This window comes from Hymenobacter sedentarius (genome assembly GCF_001507645.1).
GTDB lineage: Bacteria > Bacteroidota > Bacteroidia > Cytophagales > Hymenobacteraceae > Hymenobacter > Hymenobacter sedentarius.
Map to the genome: position 1 here is coordinate 1,131,057 of NZ_CP013909.1, position 25,435 is coordinate 1,156,491.

Genomic DNA, 25,435 nt, shown 5'->3' on the forward strand with positions numbered 1-25,435 from the left:
ATCATTTCACTCACTCATTTATGAAGAACCGCTTCTCTCGGCTCTCTGGCGCGCTCTTACTCGGGGCAGCTCTCATGGCCGGCTGCAACCAACCCAAAAGCAGCGGCGAGCTGTCCACTACCACGCCGCCGGCTTCCGGCGCGCTGGCGTCGTATTTCGAGAACCCCGAAACCGGAGTGCAGGATGGCAACGTGCGCATGGTGGCCATCAGCACGCCCAAGGGCAAGTTCAACGTCTGGACCAAGCAATACGGCAACAACCCCAAGGTGAAGGTGCTGCTGCTCAACGGCGGGCCGGGTGCCACGCATGAGTATTTCGAATGCTTTGAGAACTTTCTGCCCCGGGAAGGCATCGAGTTTATCTACTACGACCAGTTGGGCTGCGGCAACTCCGACAACCCCAAAGACACGTCCATGTGGAGCCTGCCGCGCTACGTGGAAGAAGTGGAGCAGGTGCGCAAAGCCCTGAACCTGAGCAAGGACAACTTCTACCTGCTGGGCCACTCCTGGGGCGGCATCCTGGCCGCCGAGTACGCCTTCAAGTACCAGCAGAACCTCAAGGGCCTCATTATTTCCAACATGATGATGAGCTGCCCCGACTATGGCAAGTATGCCGACGAGGTGCTGGCCAAGCAAATGAAGCCCGAGGTGCTGGCCGAAATCCGGCAGATAGAAGCCAAAAAAGACTTCAGCAACCCGCGCTACATGGGGCTGCTCGAGCCCAACTTTTATGCCCAGCACCTGTGCCGCGTGGTGCCCAACCCGGAGCCGGTAACCCGCTCGATGGGCAAGCTCAACCAGTCGCTCTACGTTACCATGCAGGGGCCCAGCGAATTCGGCATATCGGGCAAATTGGCCAACTGGAACCGCGTCCCCGACCTGCCCAAGCTCACGGTGCCGGTGCTCTCCATCGGCGGCAAGTACGATACCATGGACCCCGAGCACATGCGCATGATTGCCACCAAGGTGAAAAACGGCAACGCCCTTATCTGCCCAAAGGGTAGCCACATGAGCATGTACGACGACCAACAAACCTATTTCACCGGCCTTATCAAGTTTTTGAAGTCCGTGGACGACGGCTCCTTCAAGCCCGGCGCCACACTCTAGCACGGCGGCCCTGCCACACAGGACGCACAAAAAAGGCAGCCCACTGGGCTGCCTTTTTCTTGTTAACACTGGAGCCGAAGCGGCTTAGAGGTGCGCAATCGGGTCGGCGTTGCCGTCAGGGTCGTTCTTCACGGCACCGCTGATTCGGAACGCCTTGCCAGTCATCAGCAGCACGCCGGCCATGTGGGGCGTGGCCATTGAGGTGCCGCTCATCGTGGTGTAGCCGCCGCCCAGGTAGGTCGAGTTGATGAATACGCCGGGCATGCACACGTCAACCGACGAGCCGAAGTTCGAGAACGAAGCCCAGGTATCGGTCTGGTCCATGGCCGAAACCGTGAAGATGTTCGGGCCATTAGCGCGCCCTGGCGAGCTCTGGCTAACGTCGGTGGAGCTGTTGCCAGCGGCCACGGCGAACAGGATGCCCTTGTTGGAAGCGGCAATTACCGCGTCGTCGATGGCTTGCGATACACCGCCGCCGAGGCTCATGTTGGCCACGTCACCGGCTTTGCCGTTGGCGGCCACATAGTCGATACCAGCAATAACACCCGAGGAAGCACCGCTGCCCGTCTCGTCGAGTACGCGCACAGCGATTACGGTGGCATTGGCAGCTACCCCAACCACGCCGAAGTCGTTGTTCTTGGCGCCAATGGTGCCGGCTACGTGCGTGCCGTGGCCGTTGGCATCCTGCGGCGAGGAGAAGTTGGAGCCGCTGGTCAGGAAGGAGCGGCTGCGGGCAGCGTCCACGTTCAGGTCGGGGTGGCTAAGGTCGATGCCCGTGTCGATAATCCAGGCCGTTTTGCCCGTGCCATCGCCCGTGCCAACCCGAGCGATGCCATAAGGCGTGGTCTGGGTAGAGCCTGGGTTAGGAGTAGGGGTCGGAGCTGGAGTAGGCGCTGGAGCGGGTGCTGGCGTAGGTGCCGGAGTCGGCGTAGGAGCAGGAGCCGGCGCGGGGGTTGGAGCTGGTGCCGGCGTAGGAGCGGGAGCCGGAGTAGGCACAGGAGCGGGAGCAGGCGTGGGAGCCGGAGCGGGCGCAGGAGTAGGTGCTGGAGCAGGTACTGGTGCAGGTGCCGGAGTCGGCGTAGGAGCAGGCGCTGGGGTCGGCACCGGAGCGGGTGCAGGAGCCGGCGTCGGAACTGGTAGAGGCGAAGGAGCCGGCAACGGCGACGTGGGTACTGGTAGGGGCAAAGGAGCCGGACCGGGGTTCCACCAGATTATTCCGTCGCCGTTGGCACTAACGTTGCCGCGGGGTGTCGGCTGCTGGTTGAGGGTAATGGTGCGGTCTTCCTCAATGTATTTCACTTGGCTGTCGAGGGCCAGCGTGGCGGCTTCCTGAGCCGTGAGGCTGGCAGCAAAGCCCTTTATCACATGGCCGTAAGCGGCACTTACCGATTCGGCGCGCAAGCCCTTGCCATGCATCAGGCCCTGGGCAGCGGCCTTTACTTTTTTCACCTTGTCCTGGTAGCTGTCAGCGGCCGAGGTGGCGACGGCGGCGTCTTTCAGCACCACAATGTATTTGCCGGGAATCACGGTGCCAGCGCGGGAGTCGGCTACGGCTACCGCTCCGGCTTTGACGTCGGCGGGGGCTACCTCATCGCGCGAGCAGGCAGTAAACAGGGCAGAAGTCGTGAGCAGCGAACCGCTCAGGAGCCAGGAAGCAAGGCGAATGTTCAAATATGATTTTTGCATGCTGTGAAAACTGGTTTACAAAAAAGAAAAAGTGGTTGATGAAAAAATAAACTCGTCGGGGACCGGAATGTTTGTCGCTGCTTCCATCGGAAAAACAACAATTATAAAATCAGATATTCTTAGAAAAGGAGGTCTGAATTTTAGGTTTGAGCCGGTTTTTGCATTCCAAATTGTTTGATTTCTGCCCAACTAGACACTTATGCGAATGATTCCCAAAAGTTCAATTTTAATTAATTTTTCACAAACGTTTTTAAAATTTATCGATTTTGTCATAGTTTTATCATGCCGATGGCGGTCCCGCTATAACCCCTGCGGCATGAGGTTGTCTCATCCAAATCCGCAAAATGGGTCGAAGTAATTTGTACAATTTAAATAATAAGCAGAAGCTTGACCCTAAAAACATTGTTCAGCTTATATGTTAAGGTTGAGCCACTTCGCACAAAGCGAGGGGAAGCTGCTCGAAAAAAGCTCGCCACTACCCGCGCTAACTGCTGAAGCTGGCCGCAGAAAAACCGGCCTGTCACGTGGGGCAGTCGTTGGCGCTGCCGAAGCTTCCGTCCTGTATCGCTAAGGCTTTGTTCCCGGGCTCCCATCATGAGCCTTCCAGCTCCGCCCACTTCACTGCCTCTGGAAGGAGTAAGCCCAGCTCACTCGTGTGCTGTGGTTCGCCCAGGCCCGGACACGATCTTAGCGGCAGGGCAAGAGAGCGACTGAGCCAGGCGACCAGCGTGGCCGTTCATGCCGGCCGAAGGCCCGTGGCAATGGGAAGCTCGCCCAACACCGGGCCATGCCTTTGCCCGGCGGCAACCACGACAAACCATTTGCTTCCGATGCTTTGCCGTTCGTCGGATGGCATTGCCCGAATACCCCGCGGTGGCCCTTCTGCTACCCTTTGCCCGCAATAAAGTGCAGCCTTGTGAGCCGTGCCGCGCTATCCAGCTGAATGTTGGCCCAACAAAAAAAGGCAGCCCGTTGGGACTGCCTTTTTTGCTGTTAACAATAGCGCCGAAGCGGCTTAGTTAGAGGTGCGCAATCGGGTCGGGGTTGCCGTCGGGGTCGTTCTTCACCGTGCCGCTGGTTGAGAAGCTGCGGCCGCGCAGCAGCAGCACGCCGGCCATGTGGGGCGTGGCCATCGAGGTGCCGCTCATCGTGGCGTAGCCACCGCCGATGTAAGTAGAATAGATGTTGTAGCCGGGCATGCACACATCAATGGGCGGGTTGCCGAAATTCGAGAAGTACGCCCATGCGTCGGCCTGGTCCATGGCCGAGACGGTGAAGATGTTCGGGCCGTTCACGCGGCCCGGCGAGCTCTGGTTGGCATCCAAAGCGCTGTTGCCTGCGGCCAGGGCAAACAGGATGCCCTTGTTGGAAGCGTTGAGCACGGCATCATCAAGTGCCTGCGAAAGGCCGCCGCCGAGGCTCATGTTGGCCACGTCACCGGCTTTGCCGTTGGCCGCCACATAGTCGATGCCGGCAATGACATCCGAAGAGGAACCGCTGCCGTTGGCGTCGAGCACGCGCACGGCTACTACCGTAGCATTGGCTGCCACCCCAACTACGCCGAAGTCGTTGTTCTTGGCGCCAATGGTGCCGGCTACGTGCGTGCCGTGGCCGTTGGCATCCTGGGCGGTGTAATAGTCGGCACCGCTGGTGAGGAAGGAGCGGCTGCGGGTAGCGTCAACGTTCAGGTCGGGGTGGCTCAGGTCGATGCCCGTGTCGATAATCCAGGCCGTTTTGCCCGTGCCATCGCCCGTGCCAACCCGGGCCACGCCGTAAGGCACAGGCTGATAAATAATGCTGGGGTCAGTGGGAGCCGGGGCTGGGGCTGTGGGAGCCGGGGCGGGATCGGTAGGAGCGGGGGCAGGTGCGGGTGCTGGCTCAGTCGGGGCAGGTGCCGGGGCCGGGGCAGGAGCCGTACTTCTGGGAGCTTTCAAGGGCTTGCCCAAGGTGATGATGCGGTCGGCCTCTACGTAGCTCACTTGGCCATCGCGGGCCAAGTCAGCTGCTTGCTGCGGCGTGAGGCTAGCGGCGAAGCCCTTCAGTACATGGCCATAAGCAACGCCTACTGCATCCGGGCGAAGGCCTTTGCCTTTCAGCAAGCCCTGGGCGGCTGCTTTTACTTTCTTTACTTTCTCCTGATAGTCGTCGGAGGGCGAAGTAGCCACTGCGGCGTCTTTCAATACCACAATGTAATGGCCGGGAATTACGTCCTCGGCCTTAGAGTCAGAGGTCAGACTTACCGCCGAGCTTGATGGAGTAATGGTGTCCCGTGAGCATCCCACAAAGAAGGAAGTTGTGGCGAGCAATGAGCCGCTCATTAGCCAAGAAGCTAAGCGAATATTCAGATACGGTTTTTGCATTCTGAGAAACTAAGTTAAAGAAATAAATAAATCAACGCACATGTAAAGCCCGGTCATATCTGCAGCACATTAAGACCGTCGCAACCAGAAAATTTGCAATCACAATAGACGAATGTAAGAATAAAAGAAGACTTATTCCAAGAAAAGTTGAGCGAAGCCGAATTGTTCATTTTATTCAATGGGTGCCAAACTAACCAGTTAGCGTTTTGATTCCATCTTATTTATCATAATTGCATTTTTCCCTTAGGCTGCTATTAAGACTTATTTTATTGCAAATTTCGACCGTAAAAAAGTGTGTAGTTAAAGATTTAAATATTTTAATATTTGCCCCATAGGAAAAGAAGCTAAACTAAGATATTTATTGTATAAAAACAAGAAAAATAAAAATAGGAGGCATAAAAAAACACCCCTGCCGCAGGCATAGGGTGGCTTTAGATTTGTCGGGAAGAATTACTGCTGGGGCTAGAAAGCGACGGTGAGCTCTACCGGCAGCGGGGCGCGCCGGCCGCCGGCAACGCCGGGCTGCCAGGCTGGGCCGTCGCAAACGATGCGCAGGGCCTCGGCGTCGTAGTCGGCGCGCAGGCCCCGGAGGACCTTTAGGCTGCTCACTTTGCCATCGGCTCCCACCACGATTTGCAGGCGCACCGTGCCACTCAGGCGGGGGGCATTGGGCTCGGGTTCGAACGCCGCGGCTTCGCGGCGCAGGTAGTCGTGCAGGGCCGCCTGGCCTCCCACGGGGGCGGGCTTAATGGCCAGCGCAGCCGGCATGGGAGCTGCGGCTACGCGCGCCATTGCCACATTAGGGCTTGGTGAAAGTGCTTTGGCTCTTGCCGGTTGGCCAGCCATGGTTGCGCCCCGCGCCGCGGCCACGGAATCGGGAAGCGTATCTTTTTCTCGAGCTGCCTCATCATTCTGGGCCAAGGACACGGAAGACTTACTAACTGCCGCAGGCATGGCAGACGAAATCACATGACTTGAAGCTGTTTCATCGGTGCCAACTGGAGCGGGCGCCGAAGCTCTGCCGGATTGAGCTACCCGGCTCGCCACGGCTGGGCGCTTTGGCGAGGCAACTGCAGACACTCGCGAGCGGCGTACCGGCCGACGGCCCCTCACCGCCCGCTGCTCCTGCGCGGGCGCCACCGCCGCGTAATCGGTCGCTGCGGGTGCTTGGGGCGGGGTGGCTTCTGCGGTGGCCGGTGACGCGCCGGGCCGCGGTGGCGCAGCTTCGCGGCGAGCCGTTGGGCTGGCGGGCGAGCGCGGAGCGCTTTCCACGTGGGCGGCAATGGTCGAGCTGGTCTTGTGCTCCCAGCTCCAGATTCCACCGGCTACGGCGCCTACCAAGGCCGCTGCGGCCGCCAGGCGCGGCCAAACCCAGCGCGTGCCAACGGGGCCGGGCTCTGGTAGCTGCGTGCGGGCTTGCAGGCGGGTGCGCAATGCGGTCAGGGCCTGATCGGTGGTAGCGGCATTGGTCATGGAAAAGCCGTCGACCAGCTCGGCGCAGCGCTCGCATTCCAGGGCGTGCGCCTCGATGCGGTGCTGCTCGGCCGGGGCCAGCGTGCCGGCCGCGTACGCGCGCAGCTCCGCCGTGGCCGGATGGGGGCCGGGAGCGGGGAGCGGGGCAAAAGGCGAATCAGCGGGCAACATGGAGCGGGCTTTGAGGAGTAGCAGTGGAAGGAGGCGAAGCGGCGGCAGGCGGCGGAACGGGCGGGTCGAGTTGGCGTCGCAGCATGCGCTTGCCGTTTTGCAGGTGGCTCCGCACCAGGTTCAGCTCCAGGCCGGTTTCGGTGGCAATGTCACGGTAGCACTTCTTTTCCAGGTAAAATAATTCGAGGCAGCGGCGTTGCGCGGCCGGAAGTTGAGCCAGGGCCGCTTCCATGCTTTGCAGGCGCGCTTCGGTATTTTCGGCCTCTTCGGCGGTAGCGTCCTGCTCAAGCAGATGCCGGGCCCCGGCGGTTTCCACATCCGCGGCATCGGGATACGTAAGAATGAGCGGGCCAGCGCTGGGGCCGCCGCGCTTGCGGGCCCGCAGCTGCATCAGGCAATGGTTGCGGGCGGTGGTGTGCAGCCAGGCCGGAAAGTTGTCGGGCGCGTGCGTGCGCAGCACTTTCACCAAGTGCTCGAAGAGCTGCATCACGGCGTCCTGGGCGTCTTCGTCGGGCGGGGCGAGGTAGCGGCGGCACACGGCGAAGGCTTCGGGTAGGTACCGGTCGTAGAGCAGGCCCAGGTCGGCTACGTCGCCGTGCTGGCGGTAGCGGGCCAGCAGCTCCTGGTCGGAGGGAGGCGCAGCAGCAGACGAGGAGCGGCGGAAGAACATGGTGATGGGAAGATAGGCGAAGGCAATAGTTTTTGCTTCACCTGTTGGCAAGCCGGCCTCCTCCGGTGTCAGCAGCCCGCCGGGCTTGGTGAGGCCGCCAGGCTGAAACGCAAGAAAGCCCCACCGATGCAGCGGTGGGGCTTTTTATAAGCTATTTCGAATAGTAACCCAAACAATAAAGGAACCTATACAAGCGGACGGGAATGGCTGATAATCAGCATGGATTGTGGAATTTTGGCGGCCGATATTTTTAATCTATTGACCACCGGCGCCCAGCAGTGCAATTAGCTCGGGACTTAAAACGAGTAGTTCAGCCCAACTTTAATCACCCGGTTTTGAGCGTCGAAGCGGTTGCCGGAGTCTATTGACGTCAGGCCATAGTCGTAGCCGGCGCTCACGCCGAGGCCCATGTCGAACTGGTAACCCAAGCCGGCCACGGCCGCAAAGTCAACCTTGCGAATCTGGTCGGAGATATCGAAGTCCTGCTTGTAGGCCGTGAAGCCCAGCGCGCCAGCTTCCACTCGGGCCTTGCCACTGACCAGGAACGAGGCTTGTGGGCCGGCATACAGGTAGAAGCCGGGCGTAACGAATACCTTGGCCAGCACCGGCACGTCGACGTACGCGAGGCGGGCGGTACCGGTAACTTTCGTGTTCAGGAAGTCGAGGGCGGGCACGGGCACTTTGCCTTGCAGCACGGTGCCTTTTTCGGAGTAAGAAACGCCGGGCTCAATGGCAAAGCTCGGGCCCAGGGGCAAGGTGGCGTAGACGCCGGCGTAGAAGCCCGGGCGCATCTGGCGCGTGATGGTGCCATCGGGAGCGTAGCCGGCCAGGTCGGTGAAGCTTTTCACGGCGTCGCCCTGCACGTCGGACAGGTTCAGGCCGCCCCGGAAGCCAAAACGAACGCCGGAAGTGGAACTGCTGGCCGGAGCCGAATAGGAGGGCTGGGAACCAACGGAGGCACGACGCACAGTACCCATAGGCCGGGGCGACGGCGCGGCTTTGGGGTTGCCGTAGGCATCGCGGGCCCCCTGTGCCGAAGCGGAACCGGCAACCGCAGAAATCAAAAGACAAGCCGCGGCCAGGCCGCCCGAAAGGCGTGAAAATTTCATAACCAATAACTTGGAGAAGGTGTGAAGGAAGCCGGCCCCTGGGCAAACCAGGCGAAGCGCCTGGCTACGGGGTCGATGAAAGGGTGTATTACAAAACCGTGCCAAACCGTTTCGGCCGCGGCACCTAGTGCTTTCCCCGTTTTCGTTATGCCGACCAAAGGCGGGAGTTTCCCCACTGGAAGGAGCAGACTCTCGACCAAAAGCAGGGCCAGAATTATGCTTGCCAGCCGCGGCAATGCTGGGGCACAGCCCAATTAAAAGCAATAACTAAAAAATTAGTCTTGAAACTAAAACATTAGTTATACATTTGCGTTACTCCAGCAACATCCTTTCCCATTTACCCCAATGGACCCTTCCTCTTTTCCTGAACTCACCCGCGCCGAAGAGCAGGTAATGCAGGTGCTCTGGCGCCGCGGCCCCTCCTTCGTGAAGGACGTGCTGGCCGAGCTGCCGGCCCCCGCGCCGGCCTACAATACGGTGTCCACCATCATCCGCATTCTGGAAACCAAGGGCTTTGTCGACCACGAAGCTTTCGGGCGCACCCACCGCTACTTCGTGCTGGTAGCTCAGGACGACTACCGCCGATTCTCGCTGCGCAAGCTGCTGGGGGGCCACTTCGGCAACTCATTTAGTCGCCTGGTTTCCTTCTTCGCCAAGGAAGAAAACCTGGACGCCGCCCAGCTCGACGAGCTGCTCCGCCACGCTTCTCACCCCGAAAACCCCGATTCCGATGAACCCAACCAGCCTGCTTAATTGGATGCTGCTCAGCACGGTGCTGCTGGGGGCGTGGTGGCTCTGCTACCGGGTAGCCTTGCGCCAGGAGCGCAGCTTTGCCTATAACCGGGCGTATCTGGTGCTGGGGCCGCTGCTGGCGGCGGGGCTGCCGCTGCTGCCCGTGGCTTGGCCCGCGGGCTGGGGCGCGGGCACGTTTGGCGCGTTGCCCAAGGCCGCGGCGGTCTTGCTGCCCACTGTGCAGATAAGCCCGGCGGGGCCCGCCGAAGCGGTGGAGTTGGGCTGGGTATTTTGGCTCAGTGTGATTTACGCGGCCGGAGTGGTCTTCACGCTGGGGCGGTTGGGCTGGGAATTGGGCCAATTGTGGCTCAAGACCCGGGCGCTGCCCCGCGAGCCCGGTGCCGACTATGCGCTGGCCCGCACCCACGGCCTGCTGCCCACCAGCTCGTTTGGCCGGGTGGTGTTTTGGGACGAGACCCTGCCGCTGAGCGCCGCCGAGGCCCACCAGGTGCTGAGCCACGAACTGGCCCACGTGCGCCAGGGCCACACCTACGACCGCCTCCTGCTGGAGCTGCTACGCGCCGCGCTGTGGTTCAACCCCTTCGTGCATCTGTGCGGCCGGGCGCTGGCCCTCACCCACGAGTATCTGGCCGACGAAGCCGCCCTGCGCGCCGACTCGGCGGTGCCGTCCGCTTTTTCATCTTCTCGTTCCTACGCTCACCTTTTGGCCCGGCAAGTGGCCACCCGCCTCGGTTTCTCCATCCCGCTTGCGCACACCTTTTCCCATTCCCAAACCTTACGTCGCATCGCCATGATACAGAAAACATCCCCTATTTCTCGCTGGAAGCAGTGGCTCGCGTTGCCGTTGCTGGCCGCACTAGTTACCATTGTTGCCAGCGGTCAGACGGCTGCACAGCAGGGCCCTCCCCGTGCGCCTAAACTCACTACATCAAGGCAGGAGAGCACGCCGCCCCCACCTCCACCGCCAGCCGAAGTTCCGGGCGTGCCCTCGGCCCAATCACCCGAGAAGGTATATACCTACGTGGAGCAAATGCCGCAAATGCCCGGTGGCGGCAATAATAAAGCCATTGTGGACTACATTCAGAGCAAGTTGGTGTACCCCAACGTAGCGCCCGCTGACCGTAAAGAGGGTATGGTGTTTGTCAGTTTCACCGTGTCGAAAGCGGGGCAGGTAAAGGATGCAAGAATCATCAAAGGCTTGTCGGCTGAATACGATGCGGCCGTGATAAAAGCGGTGCAGCAACTGCCCCGCTTCATTCCTGGCAAACAGGATGGCAAAGCCGTGGACGTCAGTTTCACGCACCCCATTCAGTTTGTAACCGGTAGCCCGAACTCAAAATAAATCCAGCCCCAACCCCACGAGGCAAAACGAAAACTTGGCTCCCCGCAGCCAAAGAAGTGGGGAAACCGCCCGAAAAGCCCCGGCCTCTGCCGGGGCCTTTCTGCGTTAGCCTCAGTATTAACCGCTCAAAAGGGGCTAACTTGCGGGTAGTATCGACCTCTTAAGCCCCATTTATTCAGTGTTATTTCCCTTCTTGCCGCGCCACGCTGTGGTGGCCGCATCATTGAGCTTGCTGGCTGCCGCTGGCTTTTCTTCTTGCCAAACCCGTCCCGCCGAGGGCGAAACCCCTGCCGGTGCGGCTACTGGCGTCCCCGGCGAGGCAGGAGCTAAGGCTGCTGCCCCCCTCGATTCAGCTCAACTAAAGGCCGTGGCCATGCGCCGCGATTCGCTCCGCGCCGACTCTATTGTGAAGAAGAGCGGGCAGCTGCCGGGCGCCATCCTGCCGGGCCACCGCATTGTGGCCTTCTATGGCAACATTCGCTCGAAGGGCATGGGCATTCTGGGCCGCGAGCCCAAGGAGCAGATGTTCCGCAAGTTTGAGAAGGTGCTGGATGAGTGGCGTGCCGCCGACCCCAGCATTCCGGTGCAGCCGGCTTTGCACAACGTGACCATCACGGCGCAGGGCACCCCCGGCAAAGACGGTAAATGGCGCCTGATGAACTCCAAGGCCACCATCGAAGAAGTTATCAGCTGGGCCCGCGAACACAAGTGCATCTTGTTTCTGGACGTGCAGCCGGGCCATAGCACCCTGCAGACCGAGCTGCCCAAGCTGGAGCAGTACCTGAAGTCGCCCGATATCCACCTCGGCATCGACCCCGAGTTTTCGCTCGCTACCATGCCCGGCGTGCGCCCCAACCAACGCATCGGCACCCTCGATGCCAAGGACGTGAACTTCGCCGTGAGCTTCCTGGCCCGCATCGTGAGCGAAAACCACCTGCCCCCCAAGGTCCTGACGGTGCACCGCTTCACCCGGAAGATGATTACCAACTACAAAAACATCAAACTCGACCCCCGCGTGCAGATTGTGATGCACATGGACGGCCACGGTGAGCCCACCCTGAAAAAGGATTCGTACCACGACTACATCCAGACGGAGCCCGTGCAGTACACCGGCTTCAAGCTGTTTTACGAGTACGACGCCCGCCCAGCTCCCCACCACATCATGACGCCTCCCGAGGTGTTGGCCCAGCTCAACCCCAAGCCGCTGTACATCCAGTATCAGTAGCAACACTGCGGGCCCTAGTGGCCAAACAAAAAGGGCTTCCTGCTAAATGCAGGAAGCCCTTTTTTATAATCATAACAAATTCAAATCGTCACCTAATCAACTCACATCGCATAGACTATAGCAATTAGTGGGCCGCATTCAAATCAATCTTCTCGCTGGTTTTGGCGCGCTTGATGAGCAGCACCAGCGGCAGGCAGATGACGAAGAAGAGACCAATCATCGAAAACACCTGCGAGTAGGTGATGATGGATACTTGCTTCATCAGAATGCCTTCGAGGGCGGCGTAGGCCTGCTGGCGGGCTTGCTCCAGCGGGAAGCCGTGGGCGAGGAAGTTCTGGGTGAAGGCCTGGATGCGCTGCACGGTGTTGGTGTCGTAGAGCGAGATGTGGGCCAGGGGGCTGATGCGGTTCTGGGCGATGCTGCGCTCCAGGTACGTGCCCACAATGGCCACGCCGAACGAGCCCCCGAGCTGGCGAATCATGCCGGTGAGGCCCGCCGCCTGGCCGGCGTCCTTGCCTTTCAGGCCGGCTAATGACATCGTCGTAATGGGCAGGAAAATCAGGCCCATGCCCAGGCCGCGCACCATCAGGGGCCAGAAGAAGTCATCCTCGCCGGCGGTGGGCGAAATGATTTTCGCCATCCAGAAGGTGAAGCCGAAGAAGATGAAGAAGCCCACCGGAATCATAAACTTCTGGGGCACGCCCGCCTGCAGCATCCGCCCGATAACGGGCATCATGAAACCAGAAGCCAACGCGCCCGGCAGCAGCATGTAGCCCGTTTGGGCCGCCGTGAAGCCCAGGATGCGCTGGGTGAAAATCGGGAAGATGAACACCGAGGCAAACATGCCGAAGCCCAGCACGAACGACAGGATGGCGCCCACCGCCAGGTTGCGGCTTTTGCCCAGCACCCGCAGGTCCACGATGGGCTGACGGGCCGTGAGCTCGCGCCACACGAAACCGATGAGGCCAATGGCCGCCAGCACCGCAAAGGTGTTGATGTAGGCACTTTCGAACCAGTCCTCGGTTTCGCCCTGCTCCAGCACCAGCTGCAGCGAGCCCACGCCCAGAATCAGCAAGCCCACGCCCGCCCAGTCAATCTCGCGCAAAGGCCGGGGAATGGCGTTTTTGATGCGCTCCGGGTCGCGGATGAACAGCGCCGTGAAAATGGCCGCCAAAATGCCCACCGGCACGTTCACGTAGAAAATCCAGGGCCAGTCGTAGTTGTCTACGATGTAGCCGCCCAGCGTGGGGCCGATGGTAGGGCCGATAATGACGCCCATGCCAAACAGGGCCTGGCCCAGCGGCAATTGCTTGGGCGGGAACGTATCAATCAGAATAGCCTGCGAAGTAGCCATCAGTGCGCCGCCCCCGATGCCCTGGATGAAGCGGAAGGCCACCAGCTCCCAGATGTTGGTGCTCTGCCCGCACGCCATGGAGGCAATAGTGAAGAGGAGCACCGACGCGAAATAGTAGTTTTTGCGCCCGAACTGCTCGGCCAGGAAGCCGGTCATCGGAATCACAATCACGTTGGCGATGCCGTAGGAGGCCACCACCCAGGTCACTTCCTGCTGCGTGGCCGAGAGGTTGCCCATCATCTGGGTCAGGGCCACGTTCACAATGCTGGTATCAATCAGCTCCAGCAAGCAGCAGAGGACCACCGTCACGACGATAATCCACTTGGTAAATCCGGTTTCCATTAACTATCTATTTAGGTGCTAAAAAGACCGTCATGCAGAGCGCAGCGAAGCATCTTTACCTCAGTGGTAATCAATGCTGCCACAACGAAGCGGGCAAGATGCTTCGCTGCGCTCTGCATGACGGGCTACTGGCTCGTTGCCTTTTTAACTACTTCACCTGCACCGTGGCGTTCACGCTCATGCCGGCGCGCAAGGGGTGCTCGGGGTCAATTTTGTCGAGCTCAATTTTTACAGGGATGCGCTGGGTCACTTTCACGAAGTTGCCGCTGGCGTTGTCGGGGGGCAGCAGCGCAAAGCGGGCGCCGGTAGCGGCCGACAGCGAGGCGATGTGCCCCTGAAAATCCTCGTGGGGGTAGGCATCTACTTCAAGCTTCACGGGCTGGCCCACTTTCATGTCTTCCAGCTGAGTTTCCTTGAAGTTGGCAATGACCCAGGTTTTCTCGCTGGCCACCAAGCCCATGAGCTGCTGGCCGGGAGCCACTACCTGGCCGGGCTGCACATTTTTCTTGCTCACCACGCCGTTGCCAGGGGCTACGATGGTAGTGTAGCTCAGCTGCAGCTTGGCGTTATCGAGGTCGGCCTGGCGCTGCTTCACCACGGCCTGCGCCACGGCAATCTGCTGCTGGGCCGCCGCTACTTGCTGGCGGGCCACGCCCACTTGCTCGGAAGCGGTGGCGCGCTGGGCGCTGGTGGCGCGCAGGTTGGCCTGCACGGCATCGTACTCACTCTGCGGAATGATGTCCTGCTTGCGCAGGAAGGTGCTGCGCTTGAGGTCTTTCTGCAGCTTTGCCTGGTTGGCCTCGCTTACGCCGATGCTGGTTTGGGCAGAGCGCACGTTGGCGCTAGCCGTAGCCACGCCGGCACGAGCGGCGGCCACCTGTGCCTGAGCAGCTGCCAAGGCCGCTTCAGCGGCGTTCACGCGCTGCTGGTAGTCGGCAGCGTCCAGGGTCACCAGCACGTCACCTTTTTTCACGGGTTGGTTGTCTTCCACCTTCACTTCGAGCACCGGCCCCCCCACGCGGGGCAGAATCGGGTACACGTCGCCTTCTACCTGGGCGTCGTCGGTGCTTTCGTGGGCTTTGGCGTACTGGTAGCGCGTCCAGCCGTAGTAGGCGCCGCCCAGCAGTATCAGCGCCAGCACAATCATAATAAGCGGGTTGCGCCGCTTGGGCTCCTCCATGGGCACGCCGGTGTCGGTAGTGGTCGCGTTGGGGTACGGAGCGGGGTCGTTTTGCACAGCGGGAGTAATTTCAGTCTGGGCCATCTTGGTAAGTATCAGGTGTCGGTGTTGAAGGAAAAGGGGAGGCAGAAGCGCGGGCGGGCAGCAGACCCTTATTTTCCGGTTTCTGGTTGGTGAGAGGCGCGCACCAGCAGGGTGGCGCACGGGGCGGTGCGCAGCACGATTTCGGCGGTGCTGCCCATCAGGAAGCGCGTCAGGCCCGTTTGGCCGTGCGCTCCGATAACAATTAAGTCGGCTTTCTGCCGGCTGGCTTCGGCAATAATTTCGGAGGCGGCTTCGCCCTGCACAATGCCGGTGTGCACGTGGGCCGCCCCGGCCTGCTCGGCATCGGCTCGAAAGCCCGTCAGCCGCTCAATGCAGGGCACGGGGCTGGCCGAAGCCGGGGCGCCAGGCAGCCGGCCCGCCAAGTCTTCCTGCGGCTCGCACACGTGCAGCAGCCGCAGCTCGGCCCCGGTTGCCACGGCCAAAGCCGCTGCATAGGCCACCAGCCCCGACGACGCAGCCGAGAAATCGAGCGGACAAAGGATGGTGGAGAGGTTCATTGCTGGGTGGGGTATTGGATGTAATCGGGGAGGATGTCATGCTGAGCTAGTCGAAGCATCTCGCGTGCAGCAGTAATCAACTTTGCTAAACGAAGCGGGCGAGATGCTTCGACAAGCTCAGCATGACGGGTTTTTTAGCTCAATTCAGTGACCTATTGCCAAATCTGCTCGCCGGTGGCGCGCTTGAGCTGGAACTGACCGAGGGTGTAGTTGTAGATGGCCTGGGCGCGGGCGAGGCGGGCCTGAGCCAGCTGGGTTTCGGCGTCGAGCACGTCGAGGTTGGTGCCCACATCGTAGCGGTAGCGGGCCCGGGCGCGGGTGAGGGCGTCGGTGGCTTGCGCTATTTGCCGCTCGGCGTTGTCGTAGCGGGCCTGGCTGAATTCCATGTTGTTGGCCGCCTGGCGCACATCGGCGCGGATTTGCTCCTGCGTGTCCTGCGTGCGGGCCACGGCGCTGCGGGCGTTGGCCAGGGCCTCCACGCGCTGGTTCTTGTTCTTGTTGCCGTCGTAGATAGGTACCGACAGCTGCACCACGCCCACCGTGTTGGGCTTGATTTGGTTGAGCTCGGGCAGGTAGCCGTTTTTGGCACCTACTTGGGCCCCTACGCCCAGGCTGGGCATGTTGCTGCGCTCTATGAGGCGCTGCTGCAGGGTAGCGGTGTTTTCGGCGTCGCGGGCCAGCTTGATTTCCGGCCGGTTCTCATACGCCTTTGTCAATTCGGCATCCACATTCACCGACTGGGGCTGGAAGGCCAGGCGGCCCTTCACCGGAATGTCGGCCTGGGTGGGCTTGTGCAGCAAGCGCGCCAGCTGCACCTGCTGGTTGCGGAGCTGGTTTTGCAGGTCAATTTTTGTGTTTTGGGCCTGCGTGATGCGCACATCGGTCGTGGTCACGTCGAAGCGCGTGCTCACGCCGCCTTGCACCCGCTTCTCCATCTCGTTGCGGTGGGCCTGCAGCGAAGCAATCTGGGCATCCTGTACCTTAATGCTCTCGCGCATAAACAGAATGTTGTAGTATACCTGAGCCGCGTTGAAAGCCAGGTCGCGCCGGGCCACGTTCACGTTGTCCTGCGCGGTTTGCACTTGCGATTCGGCCACTTTCACCGTCGCGGCGCTTTTGCCAAAATCGAGCAGCAGGTACTGGGCCGTGATGTGGGCGTCGTAGTTGTTGTTGGGGGCCAGCTGCAGCGTTTCGCCGCCAAAGGGCAGCTTCACTACGGGGTCGATGCGGGTGTAAGTGGCCGTGCCGGTAATCTGGGGCAGGAAGCCGGTGCGCGTCTGAGCCAGGCGGCCGCTGGCTGCGTTGGCCAGCTCGGTGAGCGAGGTCACGCCCGGATTGGCTTCGAGCACGGAGCGGAGGGTGCCGTCCAGCGTCAGCGAATCAGAGAGGATATCGGCGGCTGGGGCAGTCTGCGCAGCGGCCGAGCCAGCGCCCAGCAAAGCCAGCGCAAAGACAACGGCCGCCGGTGATGAAAAAGGAGAAGACATAAGAAAGTGCGGGTGTGTATCGCTGCCCCCTTACCTAATGCTGTGCCAACGAGTAGTGATGAGGTGTTTGAGCTTTAATAAGGTTGTAACTTGTTATTAATAAAGTTTTTGAAGGTTGATGTGATTGTAGATAAACTAAGCACTCACAATGTTGTCTTCCTGAAATAGCAGGAATTGCTGTAAATTGACTCCTGATATCTAAGGAAAATGAGGCATTTACAAGTGCTTTAGCCAAGCAGCCACCCTGCTCACTCTTATGCCCGACCAAGACGAAACGTTGCTGCTGAACCTCAACGAAGCCATCGCGACCATGCGCGACAAGGACTCGTTGTTTAAGGTGGTCACCACCAAGCTGCGGCTCATTTTTCCTTTCGACCTCATCGGCATCAACGTGTTCGACGCCGAGCTGAAGACCAAGCGCCTGTTTCTGCGCGACTACTACGGGGCCGAGGACCCGCAGCCCGCCGTGCCGGGCAGCATGGCCAATTTCACGCCCATTGCCAATTCCCCCATCGAGCAACTGGTGGCCGACCCCCGCGTGCGGCAACTCACGCTGCAGGACTACATGGGCGCCTACCCCGACTACGAGCCGTTTGCGCGGATGCGGCAGCAGGACATCGGGCAGCTCACGGCCGTGCCGCTACGCATCGGCGGCCACCTCACGGGCTTTCTCACGCTGGCCTCGCGCCGGGCGCCCAACCTCACGCCGGCCGACGAAAAGCTGCTGGAAAAAATCGGTTCGCTCATCGCCGTGGCCGTGGCCAACACGCTGGCTTTCGAGGAAGTGGCCCGCCGCGAGCAGCAGCGCACCTTGCAGCTCAACATCAACAACGCCCTGCTCAGCATCAAGCAGCGCGAGCCCTTGTTTCGGGCCGTGGCCGAGGAATTGAGCCGCGTGGTGCCGTTCGAGTACTTCGGCATCCGGGTGCAGCGGGCCGAGCAGGGCGAGGTGTTTCAGGCCTTTGCCGAGTTCTCTCGCCCGGCGCCCGGCGCGCCGCTCGAAGCCCGCGACCCCGACCGCGACGAGGACGAAGGCCTGCGCGATAGTGAAAGCATCTACCGGCAGAGCACCGATTTGCTGCAAGCGGCGGCCGTGTACTCCGGCCCCGAGTTTAAGGCCCTGGCCGTGCGCTACCCGCGCCTGCGCTACGTGTACGAGCACTATCACACCCGCGCGCTGCTGGTGGCGCCCATCTGGCAGCGACCCGACGGCGCGGCCGTGCTCACGCTGTCAGCCGCCGAGCCCGACGCGTTCCAGCCCGAGGACCTGGCCACGGTGCTGGCCCTGGTGCCCCAGATTGGGCTGGCGCTCGAAAACCTCTTCGCCTTCGAGCAGATTGAGCAGCTCAAGGCCCAGGTAGAGCAGGAGCGGACGTACCTGGTGGACGAAATCAACACCTCGGCGCGCTTCGGGGCCGATTCGGGCGCGTTCATCGGCAGCGGGCCAGCCCTGCAGCAAACCCTGCGCCGCATCGGCCAGGTGGCCCCAACGGATACGACGGTGCTGATATCGGGCGAAACCGGCACCGGCAAGGAACTGGTGGCCCGCGAGCTACACAACGCCTCGCCCCGGCACGCCCGCGCCCTTATCAAGCTCAACTGCGCGGCCCTGCCCGCTCAGCTCATCGAGAGCGAGCTGTTTGGCCATGAGAAGGGCGCCTTCACGGGCGCGGTAGAACGGCGCATCGGCAAGTTTGAGCTGGCCAACGGCGGCAGCATTTTCCTGGATGAAATCGGCGAGCTGCCGCTGGACCTGCAGGCCAAGCTGCTGCGCGTGCTGCAGGAGCGGGAGTTCGAGCGCCTGGGGGGCACCAAGGTGCTGCACTCCGATGCCCGCGTGATTGCGGCCACCAACCGCGTGCTGGCCGATGAAGTGGCCGCCGGCCGCTTCCGCGCCGATTTGTACTACCGGCTCAACGTGTTTCCGATTGAGCTGGCGCCGCTGCGCGAGCGCCGCGAAGACATTGAGCCCCTGCTGCGTCACTTCGTGCAGCGCCTGAGCAAACGCCTGGGCAAGCCCGTGCGCCAGGTGCGCCCCGCCGATCTGGCCGCCCTGCAGGCCTACAGCTGGCCCGGCAACATCCGCGAGCTGGAGCACGTGCTCGAGCAGGCCATCATCGTCAGCCAAGGGCCGTTTCTGGAGTTTGCGGGCTTTGCCGCCGCGCCGCTGGTAGCCGGGGCCGCCGCGGGGGCATCGCCGGCTTCCGCACCCATCAAAACCTTGCGCGAGCAGGAGCGCGACCACATTCTGGCGGCGCTGCAGCGCACCGGCGGCCGGGTGAGCGGGGCGCAGGGAGCGGCCTTGCTACTTGATATCAACCCCAAAACCCTGGAAGCCCGCATGAAAAAACTGGGCATTCGGCGCACGGTGGGCCTGCAGAGCTAGCGGGCCACTTGGGCCGGTGCTCTCGACTTACTGTGCAAACAGCCTTATACGCTGGAGGAGGGTTAGCCACCAAGGGCTACCACTTGACGAGGCTGTTGTTAGCCTTTGCTTGCGGTAGACACCAATGCCTCCGCGTGCCGTTTGTGCGGTAGACAGCGCACCGCTCCGGCTGCCGTTAACCTTAAAAAACGCGCCTTCTCAAAACGGATTTTTCTGCTGACTAACCGTTTCCGGTACGGTAAAAAAGTAAAAAAAAGTTGCGGTGGGACAGCCCGGCGATATTGCCTTTTATCTCGCTGATTTTGTAAAGGCGATGCCTAGATGGGGGCTATTTTCTCCTTTCCAAAGGCTGAGGCTAGCCAGAACTCGGCCATAACTACCTAAGGAACAATGCGTAACTTCATGGAGTCATTCCCATCCATTCTCATTTATTCAACGTTATGGCAAACAGAGGAAATTCCAGCCAGCATGCGGAAGCTGGCCGTAGAGGCGGCTTGGCTAGCCACAGCCACCGCCAAGCCGCCAGCCACCACAGCGAGGCGGCCCGCCACCACCATGCCGCCGCCGACAGCTACGACGAAGGCAACCCGGAGCGCAGTGCCTTGCACGCCCAAATGGCCCGTGGCCATGCCAGTGAAGCCCGCTCGCATAGCAAGCAAGCCAACCGCAGCTACGTGAGTGACTACGGCGTGGGCCGCGGTTTTGCGAGCATGGACCGCGACCGGCAGCGCGAGATTTCGTCGCTGGGCGGCCGCGCCAGCCACGTCGGCCGTGGCTTCGACTACGACGAGCGCGAGGAAGAGCAGCGGGGCGGTGGCCGCGGCTTCGCCAGCATGGACCCCGAGCGCCGGCGTGAAATCGCCGCCATGGGCGGCCGCGCCAGCCACCGCGGCAACCGCGACTACGACGAGCGCGAGAACGACTATCGGGACCGCGACCGGGACTACGACGAGCGCGACGAAGACCAACGCGGTAGTGGCCGCGGCTTTGCGAGCATGGACCGCGACCGGCAACGGGAGATTTCGTCGCTGGGCGGCCGCGCCAGCCACGGCGACCGCGACTATGATGAGCGCGAGGAAGAGCAGCGGAGCGGCGGCCGCGGCTTTGCCAGCATGGACCCCGAGCGCCAGCGCGAAATCGCCGCCATGGGCGGCCGCGCCAGCCACGGCGGCCGTGAGAACGAGCGGCGGGGCAGCACCCGCGTTCGTGACCGTGAGGAAGAGCAGCGGGGCAACGGCCGGGGCTTCGCCGGCATGGACCCCGAGCGCCAGCGCGAGATTGCAGCCATGGGCGGCCGCGCCAGCCACGGCGGCCGTGGCTCCGACCAAGGCGATGGCCAGTAACATGCTCCCGGCTAGCTAGGACCACTGCCTACTGCTGCGGGGGTCCTGCAAGCATGGAAAAGCCCGGAACGTCTGACGTTCCGGGCTTTTGGTTTTCAAAGTAGCTACGGGAATAAGATGGTCGCTGCGTGCTGTTACGAAGCGTGGCCCAAGCCACTCCACTCTGCAAGGCGTAGCGCAAGGGGGCTTACTTTTTCTGCTGCAGCGCCTGCCAGGCACCGGTAGACCACAGGGCCCAGGCCATCAGCACGGGCTGAAAAAACAGGCGGCCCAACCGCTTAGCACCGGTGTCGAGGCCAAAGGCGGAAATATGGTGGGTGTACTGGTGCACGTTGCCGGGAAACACGGCTGCGTAGAACGCGGCCAGGCCCAGTCCCATCGCGACCCGGTGCCGCTGGACGAGCAGCAGCGCCAGCCCCAGCCCAATCTCGACCACACCCGATAGCAGCACCACGGTGTCCTTGTTCAGCGGGACAAAATCGGGCACCTGCGCCTGAAAATCCTGCCGGGCAAAGGTGAGGTGCCCCGTGCCGGCCACTACCATAAAGGTGCCCAGCAGTCCGCGGGCCACGTTTTGCCAGGTTGTCGTGTGGGGTTGGTTGAGCATGGCTTTTTGCGGGATTGGTCGAAAGCTTGGCTATACGGTGGGCGCCTCCTAGGGTATATTATCCCTTCGCTTGGAACCTCACCCCCGGCCCCTTTCCAAAAGAGAGGGGAGCCACGGCACAAGAACTAGTTCAATTTTAAATGAAAAGGCCCAGCTCAAGTGAATTGGGCCTTTTTTCTTTCAATCAATTACCGTTCGGCTCCCCTCTCTTTTGGAGAGGGGCCGGGGGTGAGGTTCACGCGAGCGAGATACCAGTTACCATCGGCATGAGGGCTTTTAAGCTGGCTATGCGCTGTTCCTAGTGCGCTTGCAGCCAGTTATCGCCGGTGCCTACTTCCACCTCTAGCGGCACACCGCGAGGCAGCAGCAGCGCATGGGTCATCAGCTCCTTGATTTTGGGGGTGATGTAGGCCACTTCCTCTTTCACAGCGTCGAACACCAATTCGTCGTGCACCTGCAGAATCATGCGGGTTTGGAGCTTCTCTTCGCGCAGCCAGTGGTAGATGTTAATCATGGCCATCTTGATGATGTCGGCGGCCGTGCCCTGAATAGGGGCGTTGATGGCGTTGCGCTCGGTGTAGCCGCGTAGCGTGGCGTTGCGCGAGTTGATGTCGCGCAGGTAGCGGCGGCGCTTGAGCAGCGTTTCGGCGTACTCCAGCTCGCGGGCCTTGTTGATGCTCTCGTCCATGAACTGCTTCACCGACGGGAATTCCTGGAAGTAGGTCTCGATGATGTCGGTAGCTTCCTTGCGGCCGATGCCGATACGTTGGGCCAGGCCAAAGGCCGAAATGCCGTAGATGATGCCAAAGTTGACGGTTTTGGCCTTGCGGCGCATGTCGCTGTCCACTTCCTCAATCGGCACTTTGAAGACTTTGCTGGCCGTGCTGGCGTGAATATCGAGCCCTTGGCGGAAGGCTTCAATCATGGTCTTGTCGCCGGAGAAGTCGGCCATGATGCGCAGTTCCACCTGCGAGTAGTCGGCCGCCAGCAGCACGTGGTTTTCGTCGCGCGGCACGAAGGCCTTGCGGATTTCCCGGCCCTTTTCCGTGCGAATGGGGATGTTCTGCAGGTTGGGGTTGGTGCTGCTCAGGCGGCCGGTAGCGGTCACGGCCTGGTTGAAGTTGGTGTGCACGCGGCCGTCGGCCACGCACACCAGCTGGGGCAGCGCCTCCACATAGGTCGAGCGCAGCTTGGTGAGCTGGCGGTACTCCAGAATAAGGGCCACGATGGGGTTGTCGGCGGCCAAAAGGCTCAGGATTTCCTCGCCGGTGGCGTATTGGCCGGTCTTGGTTTTCTTAATTTTGCCGCCCCCAATCTGCATTTTATCAAACAGCACCTCGCCCAACTGCTTCGGAGAGCCGATATTGAACTCCTGCCCGGCTTCGCGGAAAATCTGGGTTTCCAGCTCCGAAATGTAGCCCTGCAGCTCGGCCGAGTACTCGTTCATGGCGTTGGAATCAATCCGCACGCCCTCGTACTCGATGCTAGAGAGCACCGGCACCAGCGGGTTTTCCACGTCGTTGAGCAAGCCCAGCAGCCCAAGGTCTTGTAGCATGGGCTCGAACACGTGCTTGAGCTGCAGGGTCACGTCGGCGTCTTCGCAGGCGTAATCCTTCACCTCGGCGGGCGGGATGTCGGCCATGGTTTTCTGCTTCTTGCCCTTGGGCCCAATCAGCTCAAGAATGGAAACCGGCGAGTAGTGCAGATAGGTTTCGGCCAGCACGTCCATGTTGTGGCGCATGTCGGGCTCGATGAGGTAGTGGGCCAGCATGGTGTCGAACAGCTGGCCGCTCACCTCCACGTTGTAGTGCCGCAGAATAGTGAGGTCGTACTTCACGTTCTGCCCAATTTTGAGAATGTGCTCGGCCTCGAAAAACGGGCAGAACTCGTCCACAATGGCCTGGGCGGCTTGCTCATCATCCGTCGGCACGGGCACGTAGTAGGCCTCGCCCGGCAGCCAGCAGAAGCTCAGCCCCACGAGCCGCGCCGTCATGATGTCCAGCCCGGTGGTTTCGGTGTCGAAGCTGACCTCGGTTTGCTGCAACAGGAAGCCCAACAGCATCTTGCGCAGCTCGGGCGTGTCAATCAAATGGTACTGGTAGGGGACGTCTTCCAGGCGCTTGCGCGGGCCGCTGGGCGCGCCGTAGCGGCCGGTTTCGCCTTCCTCGGCGGCGATGGCAATGGCTTCGTCGCCGGGGTTGGCAAAGAGCGAGGCCTGGCCGGCCGCCACCCGCGGGCGCCGGGCGCCGGTGGTGCCGGGCTTGGCCACGCTGGCCGGGGTGCGGGGCGGGCCGCCGCTAAGCACCCGGGCCGCAAGCTGCCGGAATTCCAGCTCGTCGAACAGCTCGCGCAGCTTGGCTTCGTCGGGGGCATCAAGCACCAGCGCGTCGGGCTCGAAGGGCAGCGGCACGTTCACGTGAATGGTAGCCAGCTCCTTGCTCATCAGGCCCTGCTCGGCAAAGTTGCGCACGTTTTCCTGCTGCTTGCCCTTGAGCTGGTCCACGTTGGCCAGCAGGTTTTCCACCGAGCCGTACTGCTTTATCAGGGCCTTGGCCGTCTTTTCGCCGATACCGGGAATGCCGGGAATGTTGTCGGAGGCGTCGCCCTGCAAGCCCAGAATATCAATCACCTGCTCCACCCGCTCAATTTCGAAGCGGGCCAGCACGTGGTCGACGTCCAGTATTTCGGCCGCGTTGCCCATGAAGGCCGGGCGGTAGATTTTGATGTGCTCCGTCACCAGCTGGCAGTAGTCCTTGTCGGGCGTCATCATGTACACCTCAAAGCCCTGGGCCTCGGCCCGTTGGGCCAGGGTGCCAATCACGTCGTCGGCCTCAAAGCCGTCGAGCATCAGCACCGGAATGTGGAAGGCCTGGATGATTTTCTTGATGTAGGGAATGGCGATGCCGATGTCTTCGGGCATGGCCTGGCGCTGGGCCTTGTAGGCCGCAAATTGGTCGTGGCGGAAGGTCTTCTTCGGGCCGTCAAAGCACACCCCGATGTGGGTGGGCTTCTCCTTTTGCAGCACCTCCACCAGCGTGTTGGTGAAGCCGAGCACGGCGCCCGTGTTCATGCCCTTGGAGTTGATGCGCGGGTTTTTGCTGAACGCGAAGTGCGAGCGGTAAATCAGCGCAAAGGCGTCGAGCAGGAAGAGTTTTTTGGCAGGAGCGGCGGGTTGGTCAGGCATAGTGCGAAGGTACGGGCGTTGGCTGTAGAAGGGTACAACAGCCGGCAGGCACTTCGCCAGGATTGGGCCGGCAGGCGGTTGGGCTACCGCAGGCGGGTTGTAGCGCGGAGCCTGGAACTCGCGCTGCGTTACCACTCCCAGCTTTATAAGCTCTCAGTCATTGGTTGTCAGCTGTCAGCACATGATTAATCCCTTGCCTGACAACTGGCAACAAGCAACTGACAACCCGCTTACTTTTGAACAGCTACTTCGTTTGGGACTACCGCTTGGCCCAGGCCCGCGCTGCCTGCGCCTAAATGCGCTGCAGGCCCTTGTAAAACCCGTCCTGGTACGACTTGCCGATGGGCACAAAGTGCCCGCCGCGCAGGTTGGCCGTGTTGTCTTCGATGGACTCGATGTGCTGGGTGTTGAGCAGGTAGCTGCGGTGCACCCGGATGAAATTGGGGAAGGTGCTCAGGCGGGCTTCCAAGGCCTTGAGCGTGGTGTACACGATGTGCTTCTGCTTGGCCGTCACGATGTTGACGTAGTCGGACAGGGCCTCCACGTACAGCACGTCGTCGAAGTTGATGCGCACCATGCGGCTGTTCACCTTCACAAACAAGTCCGTGTTGGCGGGGCCGTCGGCGGCCGCTGGGGCGGGGCTGGTGGCCCGGCGCGACTGCACCCGTTCCACGGCCTGCGTGAAGCGCCCAAACTCGAAGGGCTTCACCAGGTAGTCGGTCACGCGCAGCTCAAACGCATCCACCGCGAAGTCCTGGCGGCCGGTGGTGATGATAACCTCCGGCGGGTCGGTGAGCACGCGCAGCAGGTCCAGGCCGCTGAGGTGGGGCATCTCAATGTCCAGAAACAGCACGTCTACCTTGTGGCCCTCGCGGAAGTAGGCCAGCCCGGCAATGCCATCCGCCAACGATACCTCCAGCTGGAGGTTGGGGGAAAGCTCGATGTAGTGCTCGAGAGTCAGACGATTAATCTCGTCATCATCAATGATGGCGCATGTTAACATAGGAAGGAACGAAGAGCGAGTAGAACGCAAATATGGCGAGCGGTGAGTTAAC

General features: G+C 61.3%; 18 protein-coding genes. 6 read left to right on the top strand and 12 right to left on the bottom strand.

From position 1 onward, the window contains the following. The first annotated feature begins 20 nt into the window (after positions 1-20). Positions 21-1,106, top strand: a complete 1,086-nt coding sequence (locus AUC43_RS04770) for a proline iminopeptidase-family hydrolase (RefSeq protein ID WP_068190529.1) — start codon at positions 21-23, stop codon at positions 1,104-1,106. A gap of 84 nt (positions 1,107-1,190) precedes the next feature. On the opposite strand, the gene AUC43_RS19980 is transcribed toward AUC43_RS04770, so the two are convergent. The 5 genes from AUC43_RS19980 to AUC43_RS04805 form a co-directional block, all read right to left on the bottom strand. Next, positions 1,191-2,792 (bottom strand): S8 family peptidase, encoded by a 1,602-nt coding sequence (locus AUC43_RS19980; RefSeq protein ID WP_082684910.1) that lies wholly within the window; start codon positions 2,790-2,792, stop codon positions 1,191-1,193. A 1,019-nt stretch (positions 2,793-3,811) separates the two neighbouring features. Then, positions 3,812-4,972, bottom strand: a complete 1,161-nt coding sequence (locus tag AUC43_RS04790; protein WP_068190537.1) for a S8 family serine peptidase — start codon at positions 4,970-4,972, stop codon at positions 3,812-3,814. A gap of 642 nt (positions 4,973-5,614) precedes the next feature. Further along, positions 5,615-6,796: an energy transducer TonB gene (locus AUC43_RS04795; protein WP_068190539.1), complete on the bottom strand. Its 1,182-nt coding sequence runs from the start codon at positions 6,794-6,796 to the stop codon at positions 5,615-5,617. Continuing rightward, positions 6,783-7,466, bottom strand: a complete 684-nt coding sequence (locus AUC43_RS04800) for an RNA polymerase sigma factor (RefSeq protein WP_068190543.1) — start codon at positions 7,464-7,466, stop codon at positions 6,783-6,785. Before AUC43_RS04800 ends, AUC43_RS04795 begins: the two co-directional genes overlap by 14 nt. A gap of 296 nt (positions 7,467-7,762) precedes the next feature. After that, positions 7,763-8,575: a porin family protein gene (locus AUC43_RS04805; RefSeq protein ID WP_068190546.1), complete on the bottom strand. Its 813-nt coding sequence runs from the start codon at positions 8,573-8,575 to the stop codon at positions 7,763-7,765. A gap of 345 nt (positions 8,576-8,920) precedes the next feature. On the opposite strand from AUC43_RS04805, the gene AUC43_RS04810 reads away from it, so the two are divergent. The 3 genes from AUC43_RS04810 to AUC43_RS04820 all read left to right on the top strand — a co-directional run bounded on the left by AUC43_RS04810 (position 8,921) and on the right by AUC43_RS04820 (position 11,895). After that, the gene (locus AUC43_RS04810) at positions 8,921-9,328 is read left to right on the top strand and encodes a BlaI/MecI/CopY family transcriptional regulator (RefSeq protein ID WP_068190548.1); all 408 of its coding nucleotides are present in this window, start codon (positions 8,921-8,923) and stop codon (positions 9,326-9,328) included. Next, complete coding sequence (locus tag AUC43_RS04815; RefSeq protein WP_082684911.1) at positions 9,306-10,670, top strand: M56 family metallopeptidase; 1,365 nt, start codon at positions 9,306-9,308, stop codon at positions 10,668-10,670. The genes AUC43_RS04810 and AUC43_RS04815 overlap by 23 nt, the downstream gene beginning before the upstream one ends. 193 nt (positions 10,671-10,863) lie before the next feature. Continuing rightward, positions 10,864-11,895, top strand: coding sequence for a hypothetical protein (locus tag AUC43_RS04820; RefSeq protein WP_335340913.1), 1,032 nt, complete (start codon positions 10,864-10,866; stop codon positions 11,893-11,895). A 124-nt stretch (positions 11,896-12,019) separates the two neighbouring features. On the opposite strand, the gene AUC43_RS04825 is transcribed toward AUC43_RS04820, so the two are convergent. The 4 genes from AUC43_RS04825 to AUC43_RS04840 all read right to left on the bottom strand — a co-directional run bounded on the left by AUC43_RS04825 (position 12,020) and on the right by AUC43_RS04840 (position 16,860). Then, positions 12,020-13,591, bottom strand: a complete 1,572-nt coding sequence (locus AUC43_RS04825) for a DHA2 family efflux MFS transporter permease subunit (protein ID WP_068190552.1) — start codon at positions 13,589-13,591, stop codon at positions 12,020-12,022. A gap of 148 nt (positions 13,592-13,739) precedes the next feature. Continuing rightward, positions 13,740-14,855, bottom strand: a complete 1,116-nt coding sequence (locus AUC43_RS04830; RefSeq protein WP_068190553.1) for an HlyD family secretion protein — start codon at positions 14,853-14,855, stop codon at positions 13,740-13,742. A gap of 68 nt (positions 14,856-14,923) precedes the next feature. Next, a complete protein-coding gene (locus AUC43_RS04835) occupies positions 14,924-15,373 on the bottom strand; it encodes a universal stress protein (protein ID WP_068190555.1) in 450 nt (149 codons plus the stop codon). A 152-nt stretch (positions 15,374-15,525) separates the two neighbouring features. Next, positions 15,526-16,860 (bottom strand): TolC family protein, encoded by a 1,335-nt coding sequence (locus AUC43_RS04840; protein ID WP_082684912.1) that lies wholly within the window; start codon positions 16,858-16,860, stop codon positions 15,526-15,528. A gap of 256 nt (positions 16,861-17,116) precedes the next feature. Here AUC43_RS04840 and AUC43_RS04845 point away from each other — a divergent pair, with 256 nt between their 5' ends. Both AUC43_RS04845 and AUC43_RS04850 read left to right on the top strand, forming a co-directional pair. Then, positions 17,117-19,246 carry a sigma-54-dependent Fis family transcriptional regulator gene (locus AUC43_RS04845; RefSeq protein ID WP_068190559.1) on the top strand — a complete coding sequence of 710 codons (2,130 nt, stop codon included), beginning with the start codon at positions 17,117-17,119 and terminating at the stop codon, positions 19,244-19,246. 440 nt (positions 19,247-19,686) lie between these two features. Beyond that, on the top strand, positions 19,687-20,589 hold the full coding sequence (locus AUC43_RS04850; protein WP_082684913.1) for a KGG domain-containing protein: 903 nt from the start codon (positions 19,687-19,689) through the stop codon (positions 20,587-20,589). Positions 20,590-20,776: 187 nt separating this feature from the next. Here AUC43_RS04850 and AUC43_RS04855 read toward each other — a convergent pair whose 3' ends face one another. The 3 genes from AUC43_RS04855 to AUC43_RS04865 form a co-directional block, all read right to left on the bottom strand. Further along, the gene (locus AUC43_RS04855; protein WP_068190567.1) at positions 20,777-21,196 is read right to left on the bottom strand and encodes a DoxX family protein; all 420 of its coding nucleotides are present in this window, start codon (positions 21,194-21,196) and stop codon (positions 20,777-20,779) included. Between the two features lie 298 nt (positions 21,197-21,494). Then, positions 21,495-24,380 (bottom strand): DNA polymerase I, encoded by a 2,886-nt coding sequence (gene polA, locus AUC43_RS04860; protein ID WP_068190568.1) that lies wholly within the window; start codon positions 24,378-24,380, stop codon positions 21,495-21,497. Between the two features lie 292 nt (positions 24,381-24,672). Continuing rightward, complete coding sequence (locus AUC43_RS04865) at positions 24,673-25,383, bottom strand: LytR/AlgR family response regulator transcription factor (protein ID WP_068190569.1); 711 nt, start codon at positions 25,381-25,383, stop codon at positions 24,673-24,675. Between the last annotated feature and the right edge of the window lie 52 nt (positions 25,384-25,435).

Bases quoted from the DNA above. Each gene is read 5' to 3' on its own strand.
- AUC43_RS04770 (WP_068190529.1), top strand. From the start codon at position 21: ATGAAGAACCGCTTCTCTCGGCTCTCTGGCGCGCTCTTACTCGGGGCA.
- AUC43_RS19980 (WP_082684910.1), bottom strand. From the start codon at position 2,792: ATGCAAAAATCATATTTGAACATTCGCCTTGCTTCCTGGCTCCTGAGC.
- AUC43_RS04795 (WP_068190539.1), bottom strand. From the start codon at position 6,796: ATGTTGCCCGCTGATTCGCCTTTTGCCCCGCTCCCCGCTCCCGGCCCC.
- AUC43_RS04800 (WP_068190543.1), bottom strand. From the start codon at position 7,466: ATGTTCTTCCGCCGCTCCTCGTCTGCTGCTGCGCCTCCCTCCGACCAG.
- AUC43_RS04805 (WP_068190546.1), bottom strand. From the start codon at position 8,575: ATGAAATTTTCACGCCTTTCGGGCGGCCTGGCCGCGGCTTGTCTTTTG.
- AUC43_RS04810 (WP_068190548.1), top strand. From the start codon at position 8,921: ATGGACCCTTCCTCTTTTCCTGAACTCACCCGCGCCGAAGAGCAGGTA.
- AUC43_RS04815 (WP_082684911.1), top strand. From the start codon at position 9,306: ATGAACCCAACCAGCCTGCTTAATTGGATGCTGCTCAGCACGGTGCTG.
- AUC43_RS04825 (WP_068190552.1), bottom strand. From the start codon at position 13,591: ATGGAAACCGGATTTACCAAGTGGATTATCGTCGTGACGGTGGTCCTC.
- AUC43_RS04830 (WP_068190553.1), bottom strand. From the start codon at position 14,855: ATGGCCCAGACTGAAATTACTCCCGCTGTGCAAAACGACCCCGCTCCG.
- AUC43_RS04835 (WP_068190555.1), bottom strand. From the start codon at position 15,373: ATGAACCTCTCCACCATCCTTTGTCCGCTCGATTTCTCGGCTGCGTCG.
- AUC43_RS04840 (WP_082684912.1), bottom strand. From the start codon at position 16,860: ATGTCTTCTCCTTTTTCATCACCGGCGGCCGTTGTCTTTGCGCTGGCT.
- AUC43_RS04845 (WP_068190559.1), top strand. From the start codon at position 17,117: ATGCCCGACCAAGACGAAACGTTGCTGCTGAACCTCAACGAAGCCATC.
- AUC43_RS04850 (WP_082684913.1), top strand. From the start codon at position 19,687: ATGGCAAACAGAGGAAATTCCAGCCAGCATGCGGAAGCTGGCCGTAGA.
- AUC43_RS04855 (WP_068190567.1), bottom strand. From the start codon at position 21,196: ATGCTCAACCAACCCCACACGACAACCTGGCAAAACGTGGCCCGCGGA.
- polA (WP_068190568.1), bottom strand. From the start codon at position 24,380: ATGCCTGACCAACCCGCCGCTCCTGCCAAAAAACTCTTCCTGCTCGAC.
- AUC43_RS04865 (WP_068190569.1), bottom strand. From the start codon at position 25,383: ATGTTAACATGCGCCATCATTGATGATGACGAGATTAATCGTCTGACT.